22 protein-coding genes and 4 tRNA genes are annotated in these 21,923 nt (G+C 66.7%); 12 read left to right on the top strand and 14 right to left on the bottom strand.

The features are described from left to right. Positions 1 to 24: 24 nt before the first annotated feature. The 3 genes from tpiA to HSX43_RS12340 are packed head-to-tail and all read right to left on the bottom strand — an operon-like array spanning position 25 to position 2,032. Positions 25 to 744, bottom strand: coding sequence for a triose-phosphate isomerase (gene tpiA, locus HSX43_RS12350; RefSeq protein WP_179380442.1), 720 nt, complete (start codon positions 742 to 744; stop codon positions 25 to 27). A gap of 37 nt (positions 745 to 781) precedes the next feature. Further along, a complete protein-coding gene (locus HSX43_RS12345) occupies positions 782 to 1,150 on the bottom strand; it encodes a HesB/IscA family protein (RefSeq protein ID WP_179380441.1) in 369 nt (122 codons plus the stop codon). Between the two features lie 45 nt (positions 1,151 to 1,195). Further along, positions 1,196 to 2,032 (bottom strand): LysR family transcriptional regulator, encoded by an 837-nt coding sequence (locus tag HSX43_RS12340; protein ID WP_179380440.1) that lies wholly within the window; start codon positions 2,030 to 2,032, stop codon positions 1,196 to 1,198. 87 nt (positions 2,033 to 2,119) lie between these two features. On the opposite strand from HSX43_RS12340, the gene HSX43_RS12335 reads away from it, so the two are divergent. Continuing rightward, positions 2,120 to 2,269: a hypothetical protein gene (locus HSX43_RS12335; protein ID WP_179380439.1), complete on the top strand. Its 150-nt coding sequence runs from the start codon at positions 2,120 to 2,122 to the stop codon at positions 2,267 to 2,269. Between the two features lie 57 nt (positions 2,270 to 2,326). Here the strand turns inward: HSX43_RS12335 and HSX43_RS12330 are convergent, their stop codons facing one another. The 4 genes from HSX43_RS12330 to HSX43_RS12315 form a co-directional block, all read right to left on the bottom strand. Next, the gene (locus tag HSX43_RS12330; RefSeq protein WP_179380438.1) at positions 2,327 to 3,565 is read right to left on the bottom strand and encodes a glycerophosphodiester phosphodiesterase family protein; all 1,239 of its coding nucleotides are present in this window, start codon (positions 3,563 to 3,565) and stop codon (positions 2,327 to 2,329) included. Positions 3,566 to 3,884: 319 nt separating this feature from the next. After that, entirely contained in the window at positions 3,885 to 4,262 is a 378-nt protein-coding gene (locus tag HSX43_RS12325; RefSeq protein WP_179380437.1) for an SUF system Fe-S cluster assembly protein, read from the bottom strand. 261 nt (positions 4,263 to 4,523) lie between these two features. Continuing rightward, positions 4,524 to 5,117 (bottom strand): outer membrane protein, encoded by a 594-nt coding sequence (locus HSX43_RS12320; protein WP_179380436.1) that lies wholly within the window; start codon positions 5,115 to 5,117, stop codon positions 4,524 to 4,526. Positions 5,118 to 5,370: 253 nt separating this feature from the next. After that, the gene (locus HSX43_RS12315; protein WP_179380435.1) at positions 5,371 to 5,961 is read right to left on the bottom strand and encodes an outer membrane protein; all 591 of its coding nucleotides are present in this window, start codon (positions 5,959 to 5,961) and stop codon (positions 5,371 to 5,373) included. Positions 5,962 to 6,150: 189 nt separating this feature from the next. Here HSX43_RS12315 and tgt point away from each other — a divergent pair, with 189 nt between their 5' ends. After that, positions 6,151 to 7,281, top strand: coding sequence for a tRNA guanosine(34) transglycosylase Tgt (gene tgt / locus HSX43_RS12310; RefSeq protein WP_179380434.1), 1,131 nt, complete (start codon positions 6,151 to 6,153; stop codon positions 7,279 to 7,281). 301 nt (positions 7,282 to 7,582) lie between these two features. Beyond that, positions 7,583 to 9,979 (top strand): endopeptidase La, encoded by a 2,397-nt coding sequence (gene lon / locus HSX43_RS12305; protein ID WP_179380433.1) that lies wholly within the window; start codon positions 7,583 to 7,585, stop codon positions 9,977 to 9,979. 80 nt (positions 9,980 to 10,059) lie between these two features. Here the strand turns inward: lon and HSX43_RS12300 are convergent, their stop codons facing one another. Next, positions 10,060 to 10,245, bottom strand: a complete 186-nt coding sequence (locus HSX43_RS12300) for a hypothetical protein (RefSeq protein WP_179380432.1) — start codon at positions 10,243 to 10,245, stop codon at positions 10,060 to 10,062. 272 nt (positions 10,246 to 10,517) lie between these two features. Here HSX43_RS12300 and HSX43_RS12295 point away from each other — a divergent pair. The 4 genes from HSX43_RS12295 to HSX43_RS12280 all read left to right on the top strand — a co-directional run bounded on the left by HSX43_RS12295 (position 10,518) and on the right by HSX43_RS12280 (position 12,093). After that, a tRNA-Val gene (locus tag HSX43_RS12295) sits at positions 10,518 to 10,592 on the top strand. 25 nt (positions 10,593 to 10,617) lie between these two features. After that, positions 10,618 to 11,148 carry a histidine phosphatase family protein gene (locus HSX43_RS12290; protein ID WP_179380431.1) on the top strand — a complete coding sequence of 177 codons (531 nt, stop codon included), beginning with the start codon at positions 10,618 to 10,620 and terminating at the stop codon, positions 11,146 to 11,148. Between the two features lie 39 nt (positions 11,149 to 11,187). Then, a tRNA-Val gene (locus HSX43_RS12285) sits at positions 11,188 to 11,263 on the top strand. An 80-nt stretch (positions 11,264 to 11,343) separates the two neighbouring features. Next, positions 11,344 to 12,093 (top strand): helix-turn-helix transcriptional regulator, encoded by a 750-nt coding sequence (locus HSX43_RS12280; RefSeq protein ID WP_179380430.1) that lies wholly within the window; start codon positions 11,344 to 11,346, stop codon positions 12,091 to 12,093. A 46-nt stretch (positions 12,094 to 12,139) separates the two neighbouring features. Here HSX43_RS12280 and HSX43_RS12275 read toward each other — a convergent pair whose 3' ends face one another. Beyond that, on the bottom strand, positions 12,140 to 12,889 hold the full coding sequence (locus HSX43_RS12275) for an SDR family NAD(P)-dependent oxidoreductase (protein ID WP_179380429.1): 750 nt from the start codon (positions 12,887 to 12,889) through the stop codon (positions 12,140 to 12,142). 159 nt (positions 12,890 to 13,048) lie between these two features. Between HSX43_RS12275 and HSX43_RS12270 the strand changes: the two genes are divergently transcribed. The 4 genes from HSX43_RS12270 to HSX43_RS12255 all read left to right on the top strand — a co-directional run bounded on the left by HSX43_RS12270 (position 13,049) and on the right by HSX43_RS12255 (position 15,987). Then, on the top strand, positions 13,049 to 13,984 hold the full coding sequence (locus tag HSX43_RS12270) for a pirin family protein (RefSeq protein WP_179380428.1): 936 nt from the start codon (positions 13,049 to 13,051) through the stop codon (positions 13,982 to 13,984). 112 nt (positions 13,985 to 14,096) lie between these two features. Continuing rightward, positions 14,097 to 15,635, top strand: a complete 1,539-nt coding sequence (locus tag HSX43_RS12265; RefSeq protein WP_179380427.1) for an alkaline phosphatase D family protein — start codon at positions 14,097 to 14,099, stop codon at positions 15,633 to 15,635. Positions 15,636 to 15,806: 171 nt separating this feature from the next. Then, positions 15,807 to 15,883 (top strand) — tRNA-Asp (locus tag HSX43_RS12260). A gap of 27 nt (positions 15,884 to 15,910) precedes the next feature. Then, positions 15,911 to 15,987: transfer RNA gene (locus HSX43_RS12255), tRNA-Asp, on the top strand. Positions 15,988 to 16,017: 30 nt separating this feature from the next. On the opposite strand, the gene mmsB is transcribed toward HSX43_RS12255, so the two are convergent. The 5 genes from mmsB to HSX43_RS12230 all read right to left on the bottom strand — a co-directional run bounded on the left by mmsB (position 16,018) and on the right by HSX43_RS12230 (position 21,006). Then, positions 16,018 to 16,890 (bottom strand): 3-hydroxyisobutyrate dehydrogenase, encoded by an 873-nt coding sequence (mmsB, locus tag HSX43_RS12250; RefSeq protein ID WP_179380426.1) that lies wholly within the window; start codon positions 16,888 to 16,890, stop codon positions 16,018 to 16,020. Further along, positions 16,887 to 17,918: an enoyl-CoA hydratase/isomerase family protein gene (locus HSX43_RS12245; RefSeq protein WP_179380425.1), complete on the bottom strand. Its 1,032-nt coding sequence runs from the start codon at positions 17,916 to 17,918 to the stop codon at positions 16,887 to 16,889. The genes mmsB and HSX43_RS12245 overlap by 4 nt, the downstream gene beginning before the upstream one ends. 57 nt (positions 17,919 to 17,975) lie before the next feature. Then, the gene (locus HSX43_RS12240; protein ID WP_179380424.1) at positions 17,976 to 19,115 is read right to left on the bottom strand and encodes an acyl-CoA dehydrogenase family protein; all 1,140 of its coding nucleotides are present in this window, start codon (positions 19,113 to 19,115) and stop codon (positions 17,976 to 17,978) included. A gap of 88 nt (positions 19,116 to 19,203) precedes the next feature. Continuing rightward, on the bottom strand, positions 19,204 to 20,334 hold the full coding sequence (locus HSX43_RS12235; RefSeq protein ID WP_179380423.1) for a carboxylate-amine ligase: 1,131 nt from the start codon (positions 20,332 to 20,334) through the stop codon (positions 19,204 to 19,206). Positions 20,335 to 20,415: 81 nt separating this feature from the next. Beyond that, entirely contained in the window at positions 20,416 to 21,006 is a 591-nt protein-coding gene (locus HSX43_RS12230) for a L,D-transpeptidase (RefSeq protein ID WP_179380422.1), read from the bottom strand. 218 nt (positions 21,007 to 21,224) lie between these two features. On the opposite strand from HSX43_RS12230, the gene HSX43_RS12225 reads away from it, so the two are divergent. Next, positions 21,225 to 21,809, top strand: a complete 585-nt coding sequence (locus HSX43_RS12225) for a DUF805 domain-containing protein (protein ID WP_179380421.1) — start codon at positions 21,225 to 21,227, stop codon at positions 21,807 to 21,809. Positions 21,810 to 21,923: the final 114 nt, after the last annotated feature.

Here is a 21,923-nt window from a genome sequence, read left to right as displayed (position 1 = left end):
CCCTTGGTCTTTCGTTCCTTGCGTTCAGGAGGCGGCCAGCGCCGCGACGATGGGCACGAAATCCGCTGCCTTGAGCGAGGCCCCGCCCACGAGGCCGCCGTCGACGTTCTCCAGCGCGAAGATCTCCGCAGCGTTGCCGGCCTTCACCGAGCCGCCGTAGAGGAGCGACATCTCCGGTCCGAGGCGCGCGCGCAGCGCGTCGTGGACCTCGGCGACCTGCGCCGGCGTGGCGACCTTGCCCGTGCCGATGGCCCAGACCGGCTCGTAAGCGATGACGGTGTTCGCGGCCGTCGCCCCGTCGGGCAGGGAGCCATCGAGCTGCGTGTTCAGGACGGCGAGCGTCTCTCCGGCCTCGCGTTCGGCCAGCGTCTCGCCGATGCAGAGGATCGCGACGAGCCCCGCGCGCCACGCGGCCTCGGTCTGGGCGCGCACGTCGGCATCGGTCTCGCCATGGTCGGTGCGGCGCTCGGAATGACCGGTGATGACGTAGGCCGCCCCGGCGTCCACCAGCATCTCGGCCGAGATGTCGCCGGTGTGCGCGCCCGCGGCGGTGGGGTGGCACGACTGGCCTCCGATACGAAGCGGCGTGCCCTGCGCGGCGGAGGCGAGGGGTGCGATGAGCGTGGCGGGAGGGCAGAGGACGGTCTCGACGTCATCCGCCGCGGCGGCGATTCCGGCGGCTTCGGACAAGGCCTCGAGCGTGCCGTTCATCTTCCAGTTTCCGGCGGCGATCTTCCTGGGCATGACTGTCCTCCTTCTGGTCGGGAAGGGGATAGCTTGCCTAGCCGGGCGTGCCCAGCGTTTCGTCGAACTTGATCGATTCACCGCAACCGCAGGCGTCGACGACGTTCGGGTTGCGGAACCGGAACCCCGACTCGAGGAGCGAGGTCTCGTAGTCGATCTCGGTGCCGAAGAGGAACATCTGCGCCATCGGTGCGATCAACACGCGCGCGCCGCCCTCGACCTCGACTACCTCATCGTTGGCCTCGGCCTCGGCCACGTAGTCCATCGTGTACTCCATGCCCGCGCAGCCACCCTTCTTGACGCCGATGCGCAGCCCGGCGGCCTCCTGTTTCTCCATGAGGCGCGCGATCTGCTTCGCGGCGGCGGGGGTCACGGTGACGGGCGGCTGTCCGGGGATGGCAAACATGATGCGCTCCTTTGTCTAAAGACCTAATGCCGCCCGGTCCATTGCTCAAGGGGCGGGCGGTGTGGAGAGGAACGTCGCCAGCGCGTCCAGCGCGGCGCGGATGCCCGGCTCGTGCCGCGCCTCGTGGTGCGCGACGAGCCATTCCTCGCGCGTGAGTTCGGCGATCGGGTCCGACAGGCGGCGCAGCGTAGGTCGGCGGAGGCCTATGAAGTCCGGCAAGACGATCCGCCCCATCCCGGCCTCGGCGAGGGCGAGGCGCAGCGCGGGTTCGTTCGCCGTGGTGACGATGGCGGCCCCGTGGGTGCGCGCGACCCATTGCTCCGAGGGCAGGGGGGCCGTTTCGAACGAGCCGCCGATCCAGGCCTCGATGTCCTCCGAGACGGCGTAGACGGAATGCGTCGTCTCTCCCGTCCGTCGCCCGGCGAGCCAGGGTTGTTCGGGGCGGGCATTGCGGATGCCGATGTCGATCTCGCGGCGGGCGAGGTCCATCATCCGGTGGCATTGGACGAATTCGGGGATCCAGTCCGCTTCGGGCGACCAGAAGGCCGAGAGGTTCTGCGCGAGCCGCATCGCCGTCCAGACCCCGGCCGAGATGCGGACGCGCACGCGGGTTGAGCCGCTCGCGCGCCAGCGGCCGATGTCGATGGCCGTTGCCTCCATCCGCTTGACTTGATCCATGAGGGCGCGGCCCTCGGCGGTGACGGCATATCCCGCGTTCCCGTGCAGGAAGAGCCGCTTGCCGATCTGCCGCTCGAAGGCCGTCATCCGGCGCGAAAGCGTGGCGCTGGAGGTGCCCGTCTCCTCGGCGGCACCGGCGAGCGTGCCGTGGCGCGCGACGGCGGCGAAGAGGGCGAGGTCGTTCCAGGGGATCGGGTCTTGCATGGGCGAAAGGCTAGTTGCGGACCCGACGGGCTGCAATCGCGGCGGCTGGTCGGCATCTTTGGATCAAACCAGCGAAAGGAGAGCGACATGGCAGATCTGTCCGAACAACCAATTGTGGCACTTACGAATTACGAGCGGGAGCAACGCTACTTTGCACGGATGCACGCCGAGTTGCAGCGGCGCAATCGCGCGAAATGGCGGCTTCGGCTCGCCCTGCTCATCGCCGGCCGTCGCTGAACGGCGAAGGGGCGCGGGGAAGACCGCGCCCCTCGTCTTGTCGACTGGCTCGGAGGATCAGAGGCCCATGCAGTTGGCGTAGTAGGTCACCGTCGCCGGCCAGTCCGAGAAGACGCCCACGACACCCACATCCTGCGCCAGCACATCGAGCAACTCGAAGGTCACCCCGTCGTTGTCGGTCACGTTCTCGATCGACTGATAGTACCAGCCGCCGCCCTCGTTCAGCGGACCCGAGCGTTCCAACGTCCAGGCCACGAGGTTGAGGCCCGCGGCCTTGGCCTCCTCGGTATAGACCGAGGGCACGATCTCGCCGTCCTCGACGGTGACCATCATCCAGAGCGGCGGGGCCAGGTAGTTGACGCCCATGTCGGCGAGTTCCTGCATCGTCGGCTTGAAGGTGGAGGCATCCATCGGGTCGATCAGGCCCTCGTCCTCGTCCTCCGCTTCGTAGCGGTCATCGAGGTAGACCGCCTGCGCGCCGAACTCTGGCTCGTTCTCGATCCAGTAGAGCACGTCCGACAGGTTGAACGATTGCGCCCAGACGTCCGACGCGGGGATTCCGGCGGCCTTGTACTCGTCGATGAGTTTCTGGGCGTAATCCTCCTGGCTGAAGCCCTCGTGCGGCATCTCGACCGAGGGAGCTTTCAGCTCGGGCGTGAATTTCGCGCCGAGGTCGCGGAAGAGCTCGATCGATTCCGCATGGGTCATCGTTGTCGCGCCCGCGCCATAGAGCGTCGTGCGGTAGTCCGCGACGCCGCCCTGGTAGTCTTCGGCCGTGGTGGCGGAGGCGTCGGAGGCGTCCATCTTCGGCAGGAGCGTCCGGAACTCCGCGAGCGTGATCTCGGAGGTGCGGCACTCCGCGCTCGCGTCCGCGTCGCCTTCGGCCGGTGTGAAGGGGGTGACGCAGGTGTCGGCGAGGTCCGAGACGAGGATGTTGGTCGTCGTATGCAGGTCGTTCTGCGCATGGCGGCAGACGAGCTCGTGATCCTTGGTGAAGGTCACGTCGCATTCGAGGATGCCGGCCCCCATGTGGGCGGCGGCGACGTTCGATTCGACCGTGTGCTCGGGAAACATGAGCGGCGCGCCGCGGTGGCCGATGGAAAAGTCGGTACGGCTCGGCGTCTGGGCAAGGCAGGATTGCAGCTTCGTCTTCAGCTCGCCGTCCTCCATCTGGCTGATGAGCCAGGCGGGGCGGGGCCCGTAGCTGAGGCCCGCCTCGGCGTCGGCGTGGCCGTCGGCCAGAACGGGGGTCGCGATCAGCAGCGCGGCGGCTGCGAGGGGAAGGCGGTGCGCCATCGAACATCTCTCCTGGAAGTCGTCGTGCGCGGGGATGTCACAGCCCGGGATGACAGATCGGTGACTGCGGCATGAACCCTGTGTGACGGCCGACCTCCCTGAGCCGCGCAAGGGGATTGCCTGCCACGACCAAGCAGGGGGCAAGGTCGTGGCAGGCGGCCGGAACGTATGGAACGCTCCGCCCCCATGCCGATAGGTGGTCGCCATGAGGGCGAAGGTGCCGCGATGGGACTACCTTCACAGTTGTTTTGCGTCAGCGGGGACGGTCGAACAATGCGACGTTGGGTAAAGGCACCTTTGCGGCGCGCAATGTCCGCGCCTACATGAACCCGAGTTCGAGGCGCGCTTCGTCGGACATCATCTCCATGCCCCAGGGCGGCTCGAACACGAGATCGACGTCCACGTCCTTCACCCCGGGCTGCGCGAGGACCGCGTCGGCGACCCAGCCGGGCATCTCGCCCGCCACGGGACAGCCGGGTGCCGTAAGCGTCATGATGACCTTCACCGAATTCTCGGCGTCGATGTCGATGGTGTAGATGAGCCCAAGGTCGAAGATGTTGACCGGGATCTCGGGGTCGAAGACCGAGCGGCAGGCGTCCACCACGGACTCGTGCAGCGGATGATCCGTGGTCGAGGGCGCGATGAGCGGCGTCCCTTCCATCGGCGGCTCGGCGTGGGTGGGGTGGTCGGCGGACATGCGATCCCTCTCGAATTACTCGAGCGAAAAGATAAGGATCGTCCGGCAAAGCGTAAAGGGGGGCACTTACGTCGCCGTCGCCAGGCGTCGATCCCCCTCGTTCGGGGGGTAGCCCGGCCCACACCGGTGCCTAGGCTGGCGATGTTTTCGAGTACCTAAGTCATTAGTGCCCTTCGACAGCGGGCGCGAGGTGCCGATTTCGATCGACGCTTCAGTGGAGGGCGCGAGTGAGTGACGCGCCCTCCGTGAAGAGGCTCCGGTTCAGAAGCGGTAGTTGAGGTTCAGGCCCACGGTGGTGGCCGTCACATCGGTGTCGTCGTCCACGTCGTCGAGGTCGCCGAAATCGTGATAGAGGGCCTCGGCTCCGATGGTGACGCTCTCGGTCAGGAAGCGTTCGTAGCCGATGCCGGCGTAGACGCCGTCGGTGTCACCCGCGGTATTCGTGCCGGCGCGGGCATAGCCGAGCGTGCCGTAGTAGAGCGAGGGGCCGGTGGTGATACCGTAGCGGCCGCCGAGACGGAGGACCTCTTCGAGCTCGATGTCGGAATCCTCGAGCTCGATCTCGCCGAAATCGTACTGCAGCACCCCGCCGAACACCTGCGAGCCGCGCTGCAGGTCGTAGCCCGCGCGAAGGCCGTAGAGCGCGCCGTTGTCGTCCAGTTCGGCACCCCCGTCGGTCTCGATGTCGGCGTAGCTCGCCTGACCGCCGATATAGGGCCCGGACCACTCGTAGAGCGGAGCCTGCTCGACCACCACCGGGGCGGGGACCGGCTCGATCGGCGCGGGTTCCGTGTTGCCGGCCAGCGCCGGCGTCGCGGCGAGGGGGAGGAGGGCGGCGAAAATCAATCTGCTCATGTTCAGTCTCCTGTTCTTGGGGAGGGCGGCACGCCTTCGACGCGTCGCATTCTCTCACCTAGGAGCCGAACGGGCCTGCGTCAGATCGCGTTCCTGTGACGCCCCCGGACAGGCCCGAAGCCGCCGATACCGCGATTCCGACGGCGCGGAATCGCCGCTGGATTGAAACATTGCAACAGCCGCCGTGTGCTCCGGAAACGAAAACGGGGCGCGCCGCGATGGCGCGCCCCGTCCATATCGTTTCCGGGTCTGTTCAGAAGCGGAAGTTCAGATTCACACCCACTGTCGCGGCTTCGGTATCGACGTCCGAAGCGTCATCGAAGTCCTCGAAATCGTGGTAGATCGTCTCGACGCCGAAGGTGACGCTTTCGGTGATGAAGGTCTCACTGCCGAAACCGATGAAATAGCCGTCGGTGTCGCCCAGGATGTTCGTGTCTGCGGTGGTATATCCGCCGAGACCGTAGAGGAGCGTGCGTCCCAAGTCGTAGCCGACGCGGCCACCGACGCGGAGGATGTTGTCGATCTCGACGCCAGAGGGGTCGAGTTCGATCTCACCGATATCGTACTGGAGAAGACCGCCGACGACGGTGCGCCCGAGGTCGAGGTCGTAGCCGGCGCGGAGGCCGACGAGAACGCCGTCGCCGTCGACCCCGAGAAGGCCGTCGGTCTGGGCGCGGGCATAGTTGATCTGGCCGCCGATGTAGGGGCCGGACCATTCATAGGTCGGCGCGACGATTACGGGCGCGACCGGGGTCGGCTCCGGCTCTACGGGCGTGATGTTGCCGGCAAGGGCGGGTGTGGCCGCGGTTGCGAGGATCAGTGCGAAGAGGGACGTGCGGTTCATGTTTCGACTCCTGCGCCGGTTCAACTCCGGCGCTTTGTGGACGGTTGTTTGAACATAACATGCATACGGTATTCCTGTTCCGTTGCGCCTCAAGATGGCTCATGGCAATGCTGCGTTCTTGCAACACCGCAACCACAGGCGGAAAGCCGCTCATCTGGTTCTGGGTGCGGGAGAGGAGTGGCAGGATCCATGACACGGAATGTGACCTTCACATGCAACGCGAGCGACGGGCGTGCACGCACAGGCGTGCTGAGCACGCCCCGTGGCGACATCCGAACGCCTGCCTTCATGCCGGTCGGAACGGCGGCGACGGTGAAGGGCATGATGCCGGACTCGGTGCGTGCGACGGGTGCCGACGTCCTTCTGGGCAATACCTATCATCTGATGCTGCGGCCGACGGCGGAACGGATCGACCGTCTCGGCGGACTGCACGGTTTCATGAACTGGGATGGCCCGATCCTGACCGACTCCGGGGGCTTCCAGGTGATGAGCCTCGGCGCGCTGCGCAAGCTCGACGAGGATGGCGTCACGTTCAAGTCGCATGTCGACGGGTCGAGGCATCGCCTGACGCCCGAGCGGTCGATGGAGATCCAGCGGCTTCTGGGCTCGGACATCGTCATGTGTTTCGACGAATGCCCCGCGCTGCCGGCCGACCGCGCGCGCATCGCGACGTCGATGGAGCTGTCGATGCGGTGGGCCGCGCGATCGAAGGCCGCTTTCGGGGATCGGCCCGGCCACGCGCTTTTCGGGATCCAGCAGGGCGGGCTCGAGGAAGACCTGCGCGCGCAATCGGCCGAGTCCCTGCGCGAGATCGGCTTCGACGGCTATGCGGTCGGCGGGCTCGCCGTGGGCGAGGGGCAGGAGGCGATGTTCGCCTGTCTCGACTACGCGCCCGCGCAGCTGCCCGAGGACAAGCCGCGCTATCTCATGGGCGTCGGCAAGCCCGACGACATCGTCGGTGCGGTGGCGCGGGGGATCGACATGATGGATTGCGTCCTGCCGTCGCGCTCGGGCCGCACGGGACAGGGCTGGACGCGTCGGGGGCAGGTCAACCTGCGCAACGCCCGGCACGCCGAGGATCCGCGACCGCTCGACGAGGACTGCACCTGCCCGGCCTGCCGCAACTATTCGCGCGCCTATCTCCACCACGTCATCCGCTCGAAGGAAATGATCGGGGGGATGCTCCTGACCTGGCACAACCTGCATTACTATCAGGATCTCATGGCCGGGATGCGCGAGGCGATCGCGGGCGGCACGTTCGCGGCGTTCGAGGCGGCCTTCCATGCGACGCGCGCGGAGGGGGATATCGAGCCGGTCTGAACGTCGTGCGAGCCGCGCGGCAGCGGCATGTCGCCCTGATCGACCCGGACGCGGCTCTCGACACGAAGCGGACATCTTTTTGCTCGATCGGTTCCGCTCCGCACACGACGGGGATGGATTGACCCGGGGATGCGCCCGCGTGCCCTTGCACCTCAATCTCCGAAGCCTCAAACTCCGCGGCAAGACGGGCTCGGCCCGCGCATTGAATACAGGCCCGTCCGACCCCAGATCGGGTGTCGATGACGGAAGGTCTCCACCGCTGCCGCTTTCGGGGCCGGGGGCCTTTGCGAAAGGACAGAGTATGACGACATCCATCCATCCGGTGCTGCCGCTGCGCGACATCGTGGTTTTCCCGCACATGATCGTTCCGCTTTTCGTCGGTCGGGAGAAATCCGTCCGTGCCCTCGAGGAGGTGATGCAGGACGACAAGCAGATCCTGCTGTCGAGCCAGATCGACCCCTCGGTCGACGAACCGGAGAGCGACGGCATCTACCGCGTGGGCGTGCTGGCCAACGTGCTCCAGCTCCTGAAGCTGCCCGACGGCACCGTGAAGGTGCTGGTCGAGGGCCGTTCGCGCGTGAAGATCGACCGCTTTCTGACCAACGACAGCTTCTTCGAGGCCGAAGCAACGCTCCTGACCGAGAGCCGCGGGGACGAAGAGACGATCAACGCGCTCCTGAAGTCGGTGGCCGATGAGTTCGAGCGGTATGCGAAGGTCAAGAAGAACATCCCCGAGGAGGCGCTCGGGGCCGTCCAGGAGGCGCAGGATCCGGCGAAGCTCGTCGATCTCGTCTCGGGGCATCTGGGTATCGAAGTCGAGCAGAAGCAGGAGCTTCTGGAACTGCTCACCGTGTCCGAGCGGCTCGAGAAGGTCTTCGGCATGATGCAGGGCGAGATGTCCGTCCTGCAGGTCGAAAAGCGCATCAAGTCCCGCGTGAAGTCCCAGATGGAGCGGACGCAGCGCGAGTACTACCTCAACGAGCAGATGAAGGCGATCCAGAAGGAGCTGGGCGATGGGGAGGACGGCCAGAACGAGGTCGCCGAACTGGAAGCGCGCATAGCCGACACGAAGCTTTCGAACGAGGCGCGCGAGAAGGCCGACGCCGAGATCAAGAAGCTCAAGAACATGTCGCCGATGTCGGCCGAGGCCACCGTCGTGCGCAACTACCTCGACTGGATGCTGTCGATCCCCTGGGGCACGAAATCCCGGGTCAAGAAAGACATCGTCAAGGCGCAGGCCGTTCTCGACCGTGATCACTACGGTCTCGAGAAGGTGAAGGAACGCATCGTCGAATACCTCGCTGTGCAGGCGCGGTCGGCCAAGCTGAAAGGCCCGATCCTCTGCCTCGTCGGTCCTCCGGGCGTGGGCAAGACCAGCTTGGGCAAATCGGTCGCCAAGGCCACGGGACGCGAGTTCATCCGCATCTCGCTCGGCGGCGTGCGCGACGAGAGCGAGATCCGCGGCCACCGCCGGACCTACATCGGCTCCATGCCGGGCAAGATCATCCAGGCGCTGAAGAAGGCCAAGACGACGAACCCGCTCATCCTGCTCGACGAGATCGACAAGATGGGTCAGGACTTCCGCGGTGACCCGGCCTCGGCCATGCTCGAAGTACTCGACCCGGAGCAGAACGGCACCTTCGTCGACCATTACCTCGAGGTGGAATACGACCTCTCGAACGTGATGTTCCTGACGACGTCGAACTCCTACAACATGCCGGGCCCGCTTCTGGACCGGATGGAGATCATCCCGCTCGCCGGCTACACCGAAGAGGAAAAGGTCGAGATCGCGAAGCGGCACCTCCTGCCCAAGCAGATCAAGAATCATGGCCTGCGCAAGGGCGAGTTCGAGGTGACCGACGATGCGCTGACCGCGATGGTTCGCGTCTACACCCGGGAGGCGGGCGTTCGGAACCTCGAGCGCGAGATCGCGAAACTGGCGCGGAAGGCTGTGACCAAGATCGTCGGCAAGAAGGAGGACGCGATCACCGTGAGCGCGGACAACCTCGACGACTTCCTGGGCGTCAAGAAATTCCGCTTCGGCCTCGCCGAGGAAGCTGACCAGGTCGGCGTCGTCACGGGCCTCGCCTATACCTCCGTCGGCGGCGACCTTCTGCATATCGAGGCGCTCAAGCTGCCGGGCAAAGGTCGGATGAAGACCACCGGCAAGCTGGGCGACGTGATGAAGGAGTCGATCGATGCGGCCTCCAGTTACGTGCGCTCCATCGCGCCCGAGATCGGGGTGAAGCCGCCGAAATTCGACACGATGGACATCCACGTCCACGTGCCCGACGGCGCGACACCGAAGGACGGGCCGAGCGCGGGCCTCGCGATGGTGACCTCCATCGTCTCCTCGCTGACCCAGATCCCGGTGCGGCGCGACATCGCCATGACCGGCGAGGTGAGCCTGCGCGGCAATGCCATGCCCATCGGCGGCCTGAAGGAGAAGCTCCTCGCGGCCCTGCGTGGCGGCATCAAAACGGTGCTGATCCCGCAGGAGAACGAGAAGGATCTGGCCGAACTGCCCGACAGTGTGAAGGACGGGCTGGAGATTGTCCCGGTCAAGCACGTGTCCGAAGTGTTGAAACTCGCGCTCGTCGATACGCCGGAGCCCATCGAATGGGACGAGGCCGCGGAAGAGGCGGCCGCGATCAGCGCGCGGGCGACCCGGGAAGAGAGCGGCGCGGTCGCGCACTGACCCGCGCAGGCCGAAGCTCGGAAAAGTGGAGAAGGGCCCCGCGGGGCCCTTTTTCGTGGCCGGTGCCGCGCGAGATCCGCTCAGCGCGTGACGGTGTTGAGCACGAAGGCCAGGAACAGGAGCGGAACCAGGATGCTGTCGCCGGCGGAGGAACTGGTGTCCTCGACGATGACGACGGGGTCCGCGGGCGCGGGGGCTGGGTTGCCGGCGAAGGCGGGAAGGGCGGTGATCGCAAGGGCGATCGCAGTGAACGCAGCTTTGAGCATTTTGGTAACCTCGACAGATACGACTGAGAGCGCACGGCCGATTCGGACGTACGCGATCCTCCGATTGCAGCAAATCTTAACGTTTTCGCGCAAGTGCATCCCGTGCGTGTGCGCTTTTGCAAGGATACCGCCTTGCTTGTGCCGCGCTGCGGTTTTGCCCGTCGATGAATGCCTCGGTCGGGGCCGCCGAGCGATCGTCCGGCCGACATCCGCAGCCGCGCCTTCTGCCCTTGAACCCGGTTTCGGCATTGTCTAAAGACCGCTCACGGCAAGGGTGATTAGCTCAGTGGTAGAGCGCTTCGTTCACATCGAAGATGTCAGGGGTTCAAATCCCTTATCACCCACCACCGTCCCCCGTTCGGCACCCGTGACATGAGGCCCCCGGTCTACGTCCTTCGTCATGGCGAGACGGTCTGGAACCGGGCACGCCGGCTTCAGGGCGCACTCGATTCGCCACTGACCGCGCGCGGACAGGTGCAGGCGGCGCGACAGGGGGCGATCCTGCGCCGGGCCGAAGTGACCGCACCCGTTCTCTGCAGTCCGCAGCCCCGGGCCCGGCGAACTGCGGCCCTGGCCGGTCTCTCCCCCGTGCTGCGTGACGAGCTGCGCGAGATCACCATGGGCGATTGGGACGGACGCGAGATCGACGCGATCGCGCCACCCGGAGGGATGCTCTGGAAGTTCGAAGGGCCGGGCGGCGAGTCCCGGCAAGACGCGGAGGTCCGGGTCGCGCGGCTGATCGACGCGCTCGACGGCCCGGCGGTGCTGGTGACCCACGGGGTCGTCTCGCTTCTGATCCGCGCGCATCTGCTCGGGCTGACCCTGCAGGACATCGACGGGCTCGAGGACCCGCAAGGCGTCGTTCACCGGGTCGAGAAGGGGCGAGAAACCCTGTTGCGCTGACTTGATGCGCCGGACGCGCTTCGCTATTGCAGCCGTCGCGGGTGGTTAGCTCAGTTGGTAGAGCGTCTCGTTTACACCGAGGATGTCGGGGGTTCGAGCCCCTCACCACCCACCAGTTACTGCAAATCATTTTGCATAGTTGCAAAGGATCGCGCGGTCTGCGATCTTCACACTGTATGTGTGCGGGGTGCGGACATGCCGACAACCAATCTTTCAAATCTTGCCGATGCCTGCCAGGAAACGGCGGATACACGTGTCCTCTGGCAGCTGACTCGCGCCTATCTCTTCGAGCGCGATGTTCGGCGATTCAGCTATCATGTGGTCGACGTGATCCACGGGCCGGCGACCGTCTTCGTGCGCGCCGAGGGGTTCCCCGAGGACTGGGTGCGCCACTACATCGAAGCGTCCCTCTTCGAGGTCGATCCGATCCCGGCGCTGAGCGCGCGGCGGGTGCAACCCTTCTTCTGGAAGGATGTCGGTCTTCTCAAGGATCTGACGGTGCAGGAGAAATCATACATGGCCGAGCTTGAGACCGCGGATTTCGGTGATGGGCTGGCAATGCAGGTCTACGGGCCGAACATGCGCAACGCCTACGTCGGGCTTGGCTTCGACGGCCGCCGCCCCGACCTCTCGGACGCGCAGATCTTCGAGCTCAAGTCGGCGGTGCAGCTTGCGCATCTGCGCTTCTGCGAGATCACCGCACACGAGACCGCCGCAGACCGCGATCTTTCGCCGCGGGAGGAGGAGATCCTCGGCTGGATCGCGCGCGGCAAGTCGAACGGCGTGATCGCGGACATCCTCGGCGTGTCCCGGCACACGGTCGATACCAATGTGCGGCGCATCTTCGACAAGCTTTCGGTCGCGGACCGGACGAGTGCCGTGCTTCGGGGGCTCGGCTACGGCATGATCCGCATGACGCGGCACGGCAGGGCCGAACCGACCTGAGCGCGATGCCGACGGGCGACGGGCCGGCGCGCGGGGGGCGCTTCCCTCAGCTGCGAAGCGCCGGGAGGCCGATCCCCGTCGCCTCGAACCCGCCGTCGACAGAGAGCCGCTGACCGGTGACGAAGCTGGCCTTCTCTGAGCAGAGCCAGACGATCGCCTCGGCGATCTCCGTTTCGGTGCCATAGCGGTTGAGCGGGATCGCGTCGTGGTAGGCGGCGATGATTTCTTCGCTGTGCACGGCCATGGCAAGCTTTGTCCGCACGGGCCCGGGACAGACGCAATTGGCGCGGATGCCGTATTCACCCAGTTCGACCGCCTGCTGCTGGGTCAGGTGGGCGACACCCGCCTTCGAGGTGCCGTAGGCGACCCGCAGGGTCGAGGCGCGCAGGGCCGAGATCGACGCGATGTTGACGATCGCCCCCCGGGTCTCCTTCAGTGCGGGCACGAAGGCCTGCGACATGAGGAACACGCCGTCGAGGTTCGTCCGCATGACCGCACGCCAGCGGTCGAAATCCGTCTCCTCGATCGGGCCGAAATCGGCGAGCCCCGCGTTGTTGACGAGCGCATCGACCCGCCGGAAGCCGGCATCGACCTCCGCCGCGAGGGCTGCCACCGCCTCCGGGTTGCCCACGTCGCAGGGAAGCGCGGCGACGCCGTCGAGGTCTGCTGCCACGCGCGTCAGCTCCTCCGCATCGTTGTCGACCATGGCGACATGCCAGCCGTCCGCCAGGAAGAGCCGCGTCGTCGCCAGCCCGATGCCCCGCGCCGCGCCCGTCACGATCGCCGTCTTCGCCATGTCTGCCGCTCCGTTCCGATGGTCCGCTCCGAAGGCACGCTAGGGGAGGGATCACGGCTGCGAAACCTATGCGTTTGCGCGCAGAGGTCGTTCCCTGATGTGTAATTTGTGCGTTTCGCGGACATGCTATCTCTTCCGTAAGCAGAGATGGAGAGCGACATGAGCTGGAACCCGATCCTCGATACGCACGTGCCCATCGGCGATGCCGTGGATTCGATCGAAACCGTGATCGTGCCCCGGGCGCGCGACCTCGGCGGGTTCGAGGTGCGCCGCGCGCTGCCCGCGCCCAAGCGGCAGATGGTCGGCCCCTTCATCTTCTTCGATCAGATGGGCCCGGCCGAGTTCCTGACCGGGCAGGGGATCGACGTGCGGCCGCATCCGCACATCGGGCTCGCCACCGTCACCTACCTGATGGAGGGGCGCATCCATCACCGCGACAGCCTCGGCACCGATCAGTGGATCGAACCGGGGGCCGTCAACTGGATGGTTGCGGGCAACGGCATCACCCATTCCGAGCGGATGGACGGCGACTATCGGCAGACCGACAAGTCGCTCTTCGGCATCCAGACCTGGGTCGCCCTCCCGGAGGATCAGGAAGAGCGCACGGCCGATTTCATCCACGCGCCGAAGGCCGATCTTCCGCTTCTCGAGGCGGAGGGAAAGCAGGTGCGCCTCATCCTCGGCGACGCCTGGGGCGAGGCCGCGCCCGTCGAGACGGCAAGCCGTATGTTCTATGTCGACGCCCGCCTCGAACCCGGTGCCAAGATCCCGCTGCCGGACGATCACGAGGATCGGGGCGTCTATGTCCTCGCGGGCGAGGTTTCCGTCGGCGGGCAGCGGTTTGAAGCGGGGCGGATGATGGTCTTCCGCCCGGGTGACCGGCTGTCGCTCGAAGCGGGTGCTGAGGGCGCGCGCGTCCTTCTCCTCGGGGGCGACACGCTTGGCGGGCCGCGGCACATCTGGTGGAACTTCGTCGCCTCCTCGAAGGAGAAGATCGAGGCCGCGAAGGAAGCCTGGCGCGCCGGCGACTGGGCGCATGGCCGCTTCAAGCTGCCGCCGGGCGATGACGCGGAGCATATTCCGCTGCCGGGCTGACGGCGGCGCTCCGCCTGTCATCGAACCGTGGCATGGCCGTCACATCCCTGTGCGCCGCATGTCACGAAGCCTGCCCAGGCTGGCTGCGTTCTCTTCAGTCGGAGCCTTCGCCATGACCTATTCGATGACCCGCCGCGCCGCCCTTCGGGGGGCCGTCGCCACCACCTCCTTGCTCGCCATGCCGGGCCTCGTCCGCGCCGCCGGCCGGCCCGCGATCACCCACGGCGTCCAGTCCGGCGACGTCGCCCACGACGGGGCCGTGGTCTGGTCGCGTGCCGACCGCGAGTCACGGATGATGCTCGAATGGGCCACCACCGAGGATTTCCGCGACGCGCGCCGTGTGCAGCCTCTCGACCTCGGAACGCCGACCGACCTTTCGGGGAAGATGGTGCTGACCGGCCTGCCGTCGGACCAGGACATCTTCTATCGCGTCACCATGCTCGATCTGACCGACCTCAATGCCGACTCAGAGCCCGTGGCGGGCCATTTTCGGACCGCACCACGCAGCGCCCGAGACATTCGCTTCGTCTGGTCCGGCGACACCGCGGGGCAGGGATGGGGCATCGACCGAGACCGCGGCGGGATGCGGACCTATGCGACGATGCAGCGCCATGCGCCCGATTTCATGATCCACTCCGGCGATACCGTCTATGCCGACGGACCGCTCGAGCCGGAAGTGACGCTGACCGACGGCACGCTCTGGAAGAACGTCATGACCGAGGAGAAGGTCAAGGTCGCCGAAACGCTGGCCGAGTTCCGCGGGCAGTTCCTCTACAACATGCTCGACGACAACGTCCGGGCCTTCAACGCCGAGGTGCCGATCCTGGCGCAATGGGACGACCACGAGGTCACGAACAACTGGTACCCGGGCGAGAGCCTCGCTGCCGACGACCGATATGCCGTGAAGTCGGTCGACCTGCTGGCCGCTCGGGCCGCGCGGGCCTTCCACGAGATGACGCCGACGCGACAATCGCTCGTCGAGCCGAACCGGGTCTACCGCAAGGTCGCCTACGGCCCGCTTCTCGACGTCTTCTTTCTCGACCTGCGCAGCTATCGCGGCCCGAACACGGCCAATACCGAGGACGACGGTGCCCCGTTCCTCGGCGACGAACAGATCGCGTGGCTGAAGCGCGAGCTGACGAATTCGCAGGCCCTCTGGAAGGTCATCGCCTCCGACATGCCGATCGGCATGATGGTGCGCGACGGCGAGGCGGCGATGGAGAACGGGGCGAACGGCGACGGCCCCGCGCTCGGGCGCGAGCAGGACATCGCCCAGGTGCTCTCCTTCATCAAGCATGGCCGAATCGCCAACACCGTCTGGTTGACGGCCGACGTCCACTATACGGCCGCGCATCACTACTCCCCCGACCGGGCCACCTTTCAGGATTTCGAGCCTTTCTGGGAGTTCGTCTCCGGCCCGCTGCACGCCGGGACGTTCGGGCCCTCGGACTACGACAACACCTTCGGGCCAAAGGTCGAATTCGCCAAGCATCCGAGCGAGGCGCAGGGCCTGAACCTGCCGCCTTCCATGGGGCTCCAGTTCTTCGGTCTCGTCGACATCGCTGCCGACACGGGCGTCATGACGGTCCGCCTGATGGACGTGGGCGACAGCGAGCTCTGGTCCGTGGAGCTGGAGCCGACGCGCGCGTGAGGCGGTCCCGCAATCCCGGCCGCGGCCGTCCGCGGCCGGGGTTGCTCCCCGTCGATCGGGCTAGTCCGCCCCATCTTCGATCCGGCACCAGAAAATGCGCAAAGGCTGCTTGACGGGGGCAGGGCCGCGCCATAAACCGCCCCCACGTCGGGCGACCGGCGGGCAAGCGCTGCGGTTGTAGCTCAGTTGGTTAGAGTACCGGCCTGTCACGCCGGGGGTCGCGGGTTCGAGCCCCGTCAACCGCGCCACGCCCGCCCCGGACCCCCGACAGATGCGCGGTTGTAGCTCAGTTGGTTAGAGTACCGGCCTGTCACGCCGGGGGTCGCGGGTTCGAGCCCCGTCAACCGCGCCACTTTTTTTCCGGATCGAGTAGACGTGTCTCTCAGTCGCGACCGCGCGATGTGAACCGGGGCAGGAGTGCGCTGAAGTCGCGGCCCTGACCGTCCTCTTCCTCGACGAACTGCGTGTATTGCCGCAGTGCCTCGGTTCCGAGTGGCGTCGGGCTGTCGACGGCCTCTGCGGCCTGAAGTGCAAGACCGAGGTCCTTCTGCATCAGCTCCGCCGCGAAGCCGGGCTGGTAGTCGTTGTCCGAGGGGGCTTCCGGTCCGACGCCGGGCGCGGGGCAATAGGTGGTGAGCGACCAGGACTGTCCCGAAGACGTCGAGGCGACATCGTACATCGCCTGCCGGTCGAGGCCCAGCTTGTCGGCCAGCGCGAAGGCTTCGCAGGTCACGGCCATGGTCGCGCCGAGGATCATGTTGTTGCAGATCTTCGCCGCCTGGCCGTTGCCCGAAGGGCCACAGTGGACGGTTCGCCCACCCATGATTTCAAGTAGCTCCATGGCGATCTTCAGGTCATCGTCGGTGCCGCCGACCATGAAGGTGAGCGTGCCCGCCGCCGCGCCGCCGATCCCGCCCGACACCGGCGCGTCGAGCGCGCCGCAGCCGCGCGAGGCCGCCATCTCCGCCACTGCGCGGGCGCTGTCGACGTCGACCGTGGAGCAATCGAGCAGCACGCTCCCTGCCTCCATCACCGGCACGACCTCCTGCGCAACGCCCCGCAGGATCTGGCCGTTCGGCAGCATCGTGATCACGACTTGCGCGCCCGCGGCGGCCTCTGCGGCGCTCCCGGCCAGGGTCACGCCTTCGGGCGCGGGGGCGGCCATATCGTAGCCGGTGACGTCGTGGCCCGCGGCGGCGAGGTTCGCGGCCATGGGGGACCCCATGTTGCCAAGTCCGATGAATGCTATCTTCATTTCTGGGCCTCCAGGGAAAGCGGGTAGGGGCGCAGCATGGCAGACACATCTGCCAGCGGCACGGCGTCGGGGCCGGGATGCGCCCAGTTCGGGTCGCGGTCCTTGTCGATGATCTGGGCGCGGATGCCCTCGATGAAATCACCCTGCTCGCTGGCGCGGGCGGTGAAGCGGTACTCCAGTCCGAGCGCCTGTTCTATCGTCGGGTCGTCGCCGAGCCGGTGCAGGATCTCGACCGTGCAGGCCATCGAGAGCGGCGCGTTGCGGGCAAAGGCGGCGCGGGCTTGTTCCGCCACAGCGCCCTCGGCCCCCTGCAGCGCGCGATGGATGTCCGCCAGCGTCTCCCCGGCGAAGAGCCGGTCTATCTCGGGTTGCTGCGCGGCGAGCGGGGCTTCGGGCGCGGGCATGGCCGCGGCATCGACCGCACCGACGTCGCCAGTGTCGCACAGCGTGGCCTTCAGCTCTGCCCAACCGCCGGGCAAATAGTAGTCGGCGAAGCCCGCGTGGATCGCATCGCCCGGACCCATCCGCGCGCCTGTGGTGCCGAGGTACTCCCCAAGTCGACCCGGCGCACGCGCCAGCAGGAGCGAGCCGCCCACGTCGGGAATGAGGCCGATGCCGCATTCGGGCATGGCGATCCGACTCGTGTCGTCGGTGATCCGGTGGCTCGCGTGACAACCGATGCCGACGCCGCCGCCCATCGTGAAGCCGTGGAGGAAGGTGACGACGGGTTTCGGGAAGTGGAAGAGAAGGGCGTTCATCCGGTACTCGTCGGCCCAGAAGCGCCGCCCGTACTCCCAGCGTTGCTCGATGCCAGCCTCGTGCATTGCCGCGATGTCACCCCCGGCGCAGAACGCGCGGCCCGGCGCGCCGTCGATCAGAACCAGATGAACGTCGTCGTCCAAGGCCCAATCCCGCAATGCTTTTTCGATTTCGAGACACATCTCCCAACCGAGCGCGTTCAAGACTTCCGGTCGGTTCAGCGTGATACGCCCGGCGCGGCCCTCGGTCCGGATCAGGATGTCGGTCATTCTCTTCCTCTGGCCTCGAATACGCCGGGGAGCGCGAGGGGCTGGCCCCTCGCTCCCTCATGCCCGCAGCAGGTCGCGGGCGACGATCATGCGCATGATTTCGTTCGTGCCTTCCAGGATCTGATGGACCCGCAGGTCCCGCACCAGCTTCTCGATCCCGTAGTCGGCGAGGTAGCCGTAGCCGCCGTGGAGCTGCAGACATTGATCGACGATCCGGCTGCCGGTCTCGGTCACCATCTTCTTGGCCATGGCGCAGAACTTGGTGGCGTCCGGCGCGCCGTGGTCCAGCTTCCAGGCCGCCTGCCGCAGGAAGGTGCGCGCGGCCTGCAGCTCGATCTCCATGTCGGCGAGGCGGAACTGGAGCGCCTGGAACTCGGCGATCGGCTGTCCGAAGGCGCGGCGTTCGCGCATGTAGTCGAGCGTCGAGTCGAGCGCCTGCTGCGCGGCCCCGAGGGAGCAGGCGGCGATGTTCAGGCGCCCGCCGTCGAGACCCATCATCGCATAGCGAAACCCTTGGCCCTCTTCGCCCAGAAGGTCGTCCGCATCGACGGGGCAGTCGTCGAGCTGCACCTGTCGCGTCGGTTGCGACCGCCAGCCCATCTTGTCCTCGAGGCCGCCGAAGCTGAGGCCCTCGGCTCCGTCCTCGACGATCAGGGCACTGACACCCTTCGGCCCGGCGTCCCCGGTGCGGGCCATGACGATGTAGGCGTCGGAGTAGCCCCCACCCGAAATGAAGGCCTTGGTCCCCGAAAGCCGCCAGCCTTCGTTCGTGCGCTCGGCCCGCGTCTTGAGCGCGGCGGCGTCGGAGCCGCTGCCGGGCTCGGTCAAGCAGTAGGAGAAGACCTTCTCCATGGTCACCGCCTCGGGCAGGTGCCGCGCCTTGAGCGCGTCGGAGCCGAAGCTGTCGATCATCTTGGCGCACATGTTGTGGATCGACAGGAAGGCCGCGACCGAAGGACAGGCCATCGAGAGCGCCTCGAATACGAGCGTCGCGTCGAGCCGGCTGAGGTTCGCGCCACCCTGGTCCTCCGACACGTAGAGCGCGCCGAAGCCGAGTTCGGCAAGCTTGGGCCAGAGATCCTTCGGGATCGTGCCTTGCAGCTCCCATTCGCGGGCGTTTGGCGCGATCTCGGCCATGCCGACGTCGCGGGCCGTGTCGAAGATGGCTTCCGACTCCTCGGATAGTGCGAAGTCCATATCCGGCCCTCCCCGCCGTTAATCGAACGCGCGTTCAATTGTTGCAGGCGCATCCCTTGGTGGCAAGGTCAAAGACCGATCGCCTGCGTCAGAGGCCCTCGGTGAACGCCTCGGCCAGATGGAGGGCGACGGCACGCAGGGCCTCGGTCTCGTCGGCACCGGCGGTCCGGGCTGCGGCGTGAACGCGTCGTTGCCGATCGGCCGAGGTGCCGTCCGCCGCCAGATCCCGTGCGCGGGCAATCTCCGGGGCCGAGCCAAGGGCCGCGGCATCAGGCGCGAGGCGCGTGCAGAGCGTGTCGACCGCCTCGGCAAGGGGCACGATCCGCTTCTGCGCGAGGTCGATAAGCCCGGCCGTTCCACCGTGGCGCTGCGCGCGCCAGCGGTTCTCGGCCAGCAGAAACAGATCCGCATCGGGCAGGGCCGTGCCCCGGTCCCGCCAGAGCGCGCGCATCAGCGCCTGCGTCAGCGCGGCCAGTGTCAGCGTATCCTCGAGCCGAGGGCAGACGTCGCAGATGCGGGTTTCGAGGGTCGGAAAGCTGTGGGACGGGCGCAGATCCCACCAGATCTTGGTGGCATCCTCGATGACCTCGAGATCGACGAGTAGCGCCACGCGGCGCTCCCATTCCTCCCAGCTTTCGAGGCGCGGCGGCAGGCCGGTGCGCGGCATGTTGTCGAAGACACCGAGCCTGTAGGACGCGAGCCCCGTGTCCTGCCCCGACCAGAAGGGAGAGGAGGTCGAGAGTGCCAGCAGGATCGGCAGATACGGCGCGGCCCGGTTCATCAGGTCGATGCGCGTCTCGCGGTCGGGCAGACCGACGTGGACGTGCATCCCGCAGATCAGCATCCGGTGCGCCACGTCGCGCAGATCGCGAGCAAGATCGCGGTAGCGCGCCTTGTCGGTCGTCGCCTGATCGCGCCAGTCCGAGAACGGGTGGCAAGAGGCGGCGATCGGGCGCAGGCCATGTTCGCCGGCGAGGTCGGCGATGGTGCGCCGCAAGTGCGCGAGGTCGGAGCGCGCGGCGGTAATATCGTCGCAAACCCCGGTGCCGACCTCGATCTGGCAGTCGAGGAACTCGGGGCTCACCTGATCGCCGAGCGCGTCGCGGCAGGCCCGCATGAGCGCCTCGGGCACGCGGGCCAGGGCTCCCGTCGTCGCATCGGTGAGAAGATATTCCTCCTCGATGCCGATCGTGAAGTCGGGTTCGTCCTGCGCTGTCATCGTGTCCCCGCAACCGCTCTCCGTCCGGAAACGGTAGCGGAGCGGCGACCCGGTTCAAGCCGGGCCGGCCCGGCGCGCGGATCAGATGAGGCGGACCTGCGTGCCGATCGGGGTGATGTTGTAGAGCTCTTCGATCTTCTCGTTGTAGAGCCCGATGCAACCCGAAGAGGAGCGCCGCCCGATCTTGCGCGTGTCATGCGTGCCGTGGATCAGGTAGGCGGGCCAGCTGAGATACATTGCGTGAGTGCCGAGCGGATTGCCGGGCTCGCCCGAATCCATGAACTCCGGCAGGCTCGGATCGCGGGCGCGCATGCTGGCTGTCGGCGTCCAGGTCGGGCCGACGCGCTTGCGCACGATTTCGGTGTAGCCGCGGCGTGTCAGCTCCTCGGTCATCGGAACGGAGGTCGGGTAGAGGCGATAGTCCGTCCCGGTCGAGTTCCAATAGTGCAGGGCACGCGAGGTCGTGTCGCAGATGATCGTCGCCACGCCGAGGGTCTCGAAATGGTCGCGCCAGTCGATGCGCGCGAAGCTCGAGGTATTGCGGCGGGTCTCGCTCGGACCGGTCACGCCGCCGAACTGTTCGGCGGTGTACTCCTGCGCCCGAAGCACGGTCGGTGTGGCGAGGGCGGCGGCACCCCCGAGAATGAGGCTGCGGCGGGTCTGATCGCGCATGGCTCGTCTCCGTCTGAAAATCTGCACGAGCAATTAGCAACCCGGGCGGGTCCGGAAAAGGGTCCGGGCCATCACATTCCCGCAAGTGCGACATGGCGTCCGCGAGAACCCGCCGATGCGGAGGTTTGGCTTTTTTCCGCGCAGAGGTCGTGTAATGGCCCCGGTCGCGCCAGATTTTGCTGTCATGCCGCAGCAAATTCCCCTCTCCGGAGTGCGCCATGAGCCCCGTCGCGGCAACCGTCACCTGTCTGAAACGCCCCTTCCGCTTCCGCGGACGGGCGAGCCGGAGCGAATTCTGGTGGTTCACGCTGACCTACTTTGCCCTCGGCACGCTCGCTTCGATCTGGGCGATGATGCCCTTCGTCGAGACGATGGTCGCCGCCCAGACAAATGCGCTGGCGGGCGGCGAACCGATGAGCGAGCCGGAGTTACTGCGTCTGATGGGCGGCTTCACCGCGCGTGCCTGGATCGTCACGCTCCTCCTCGTCTGGCCGATGGTTTCGCAGATCGCGGTGACGATCCGACGGTTGCACGACATCGACCGGTCGGGGTGGTGGTGGTGGATCCAGCTCGTGCCGTTCGTGGGCTATATCATCCTGCTCATCCTACTCGTGATGCGGGGCGATGACGGCGACAACCGCTTTGGTCCACCCAAGGGCGGCGCGCGCCGCAAGCGCGCATCGCCACAGGCCGTCCGCTACACATTGCCCGGCGAAGCGCCGAACCCGCTCGACGCCGTCAGCGGGGCCGAGGCGCTGCGCGCATTGCGCCAGGAGCGGATGGAAAAGAACGCGATGGGCTAGGGGAGTCGCTACTCTCTGGAAAGAGCCTTCGGTGAAGGCTCTTTCAGAAGTCTTCGCTGAAGACTTCTCTCTCGCGATGTCGACGTTTCAACGAAACGTCGGGGAAGAGCTTTC

The sequence above is a fragment of the Jannaschia marina genome (assembly GCF_013404595.1).
In the GTDB taxonomy this organism is placed as follows: domain Bacteria; phylum Pseudomonadota; class Alphaproteobacteria; order Rhodobacterales; family Rhodobacteraceae; genus Jannaschia; species Jannaschia marina.
Note: the sequence above shows the minus strand (reverse complement) of the source record. Positions and strands in the feature narration are given on the sequence as shown.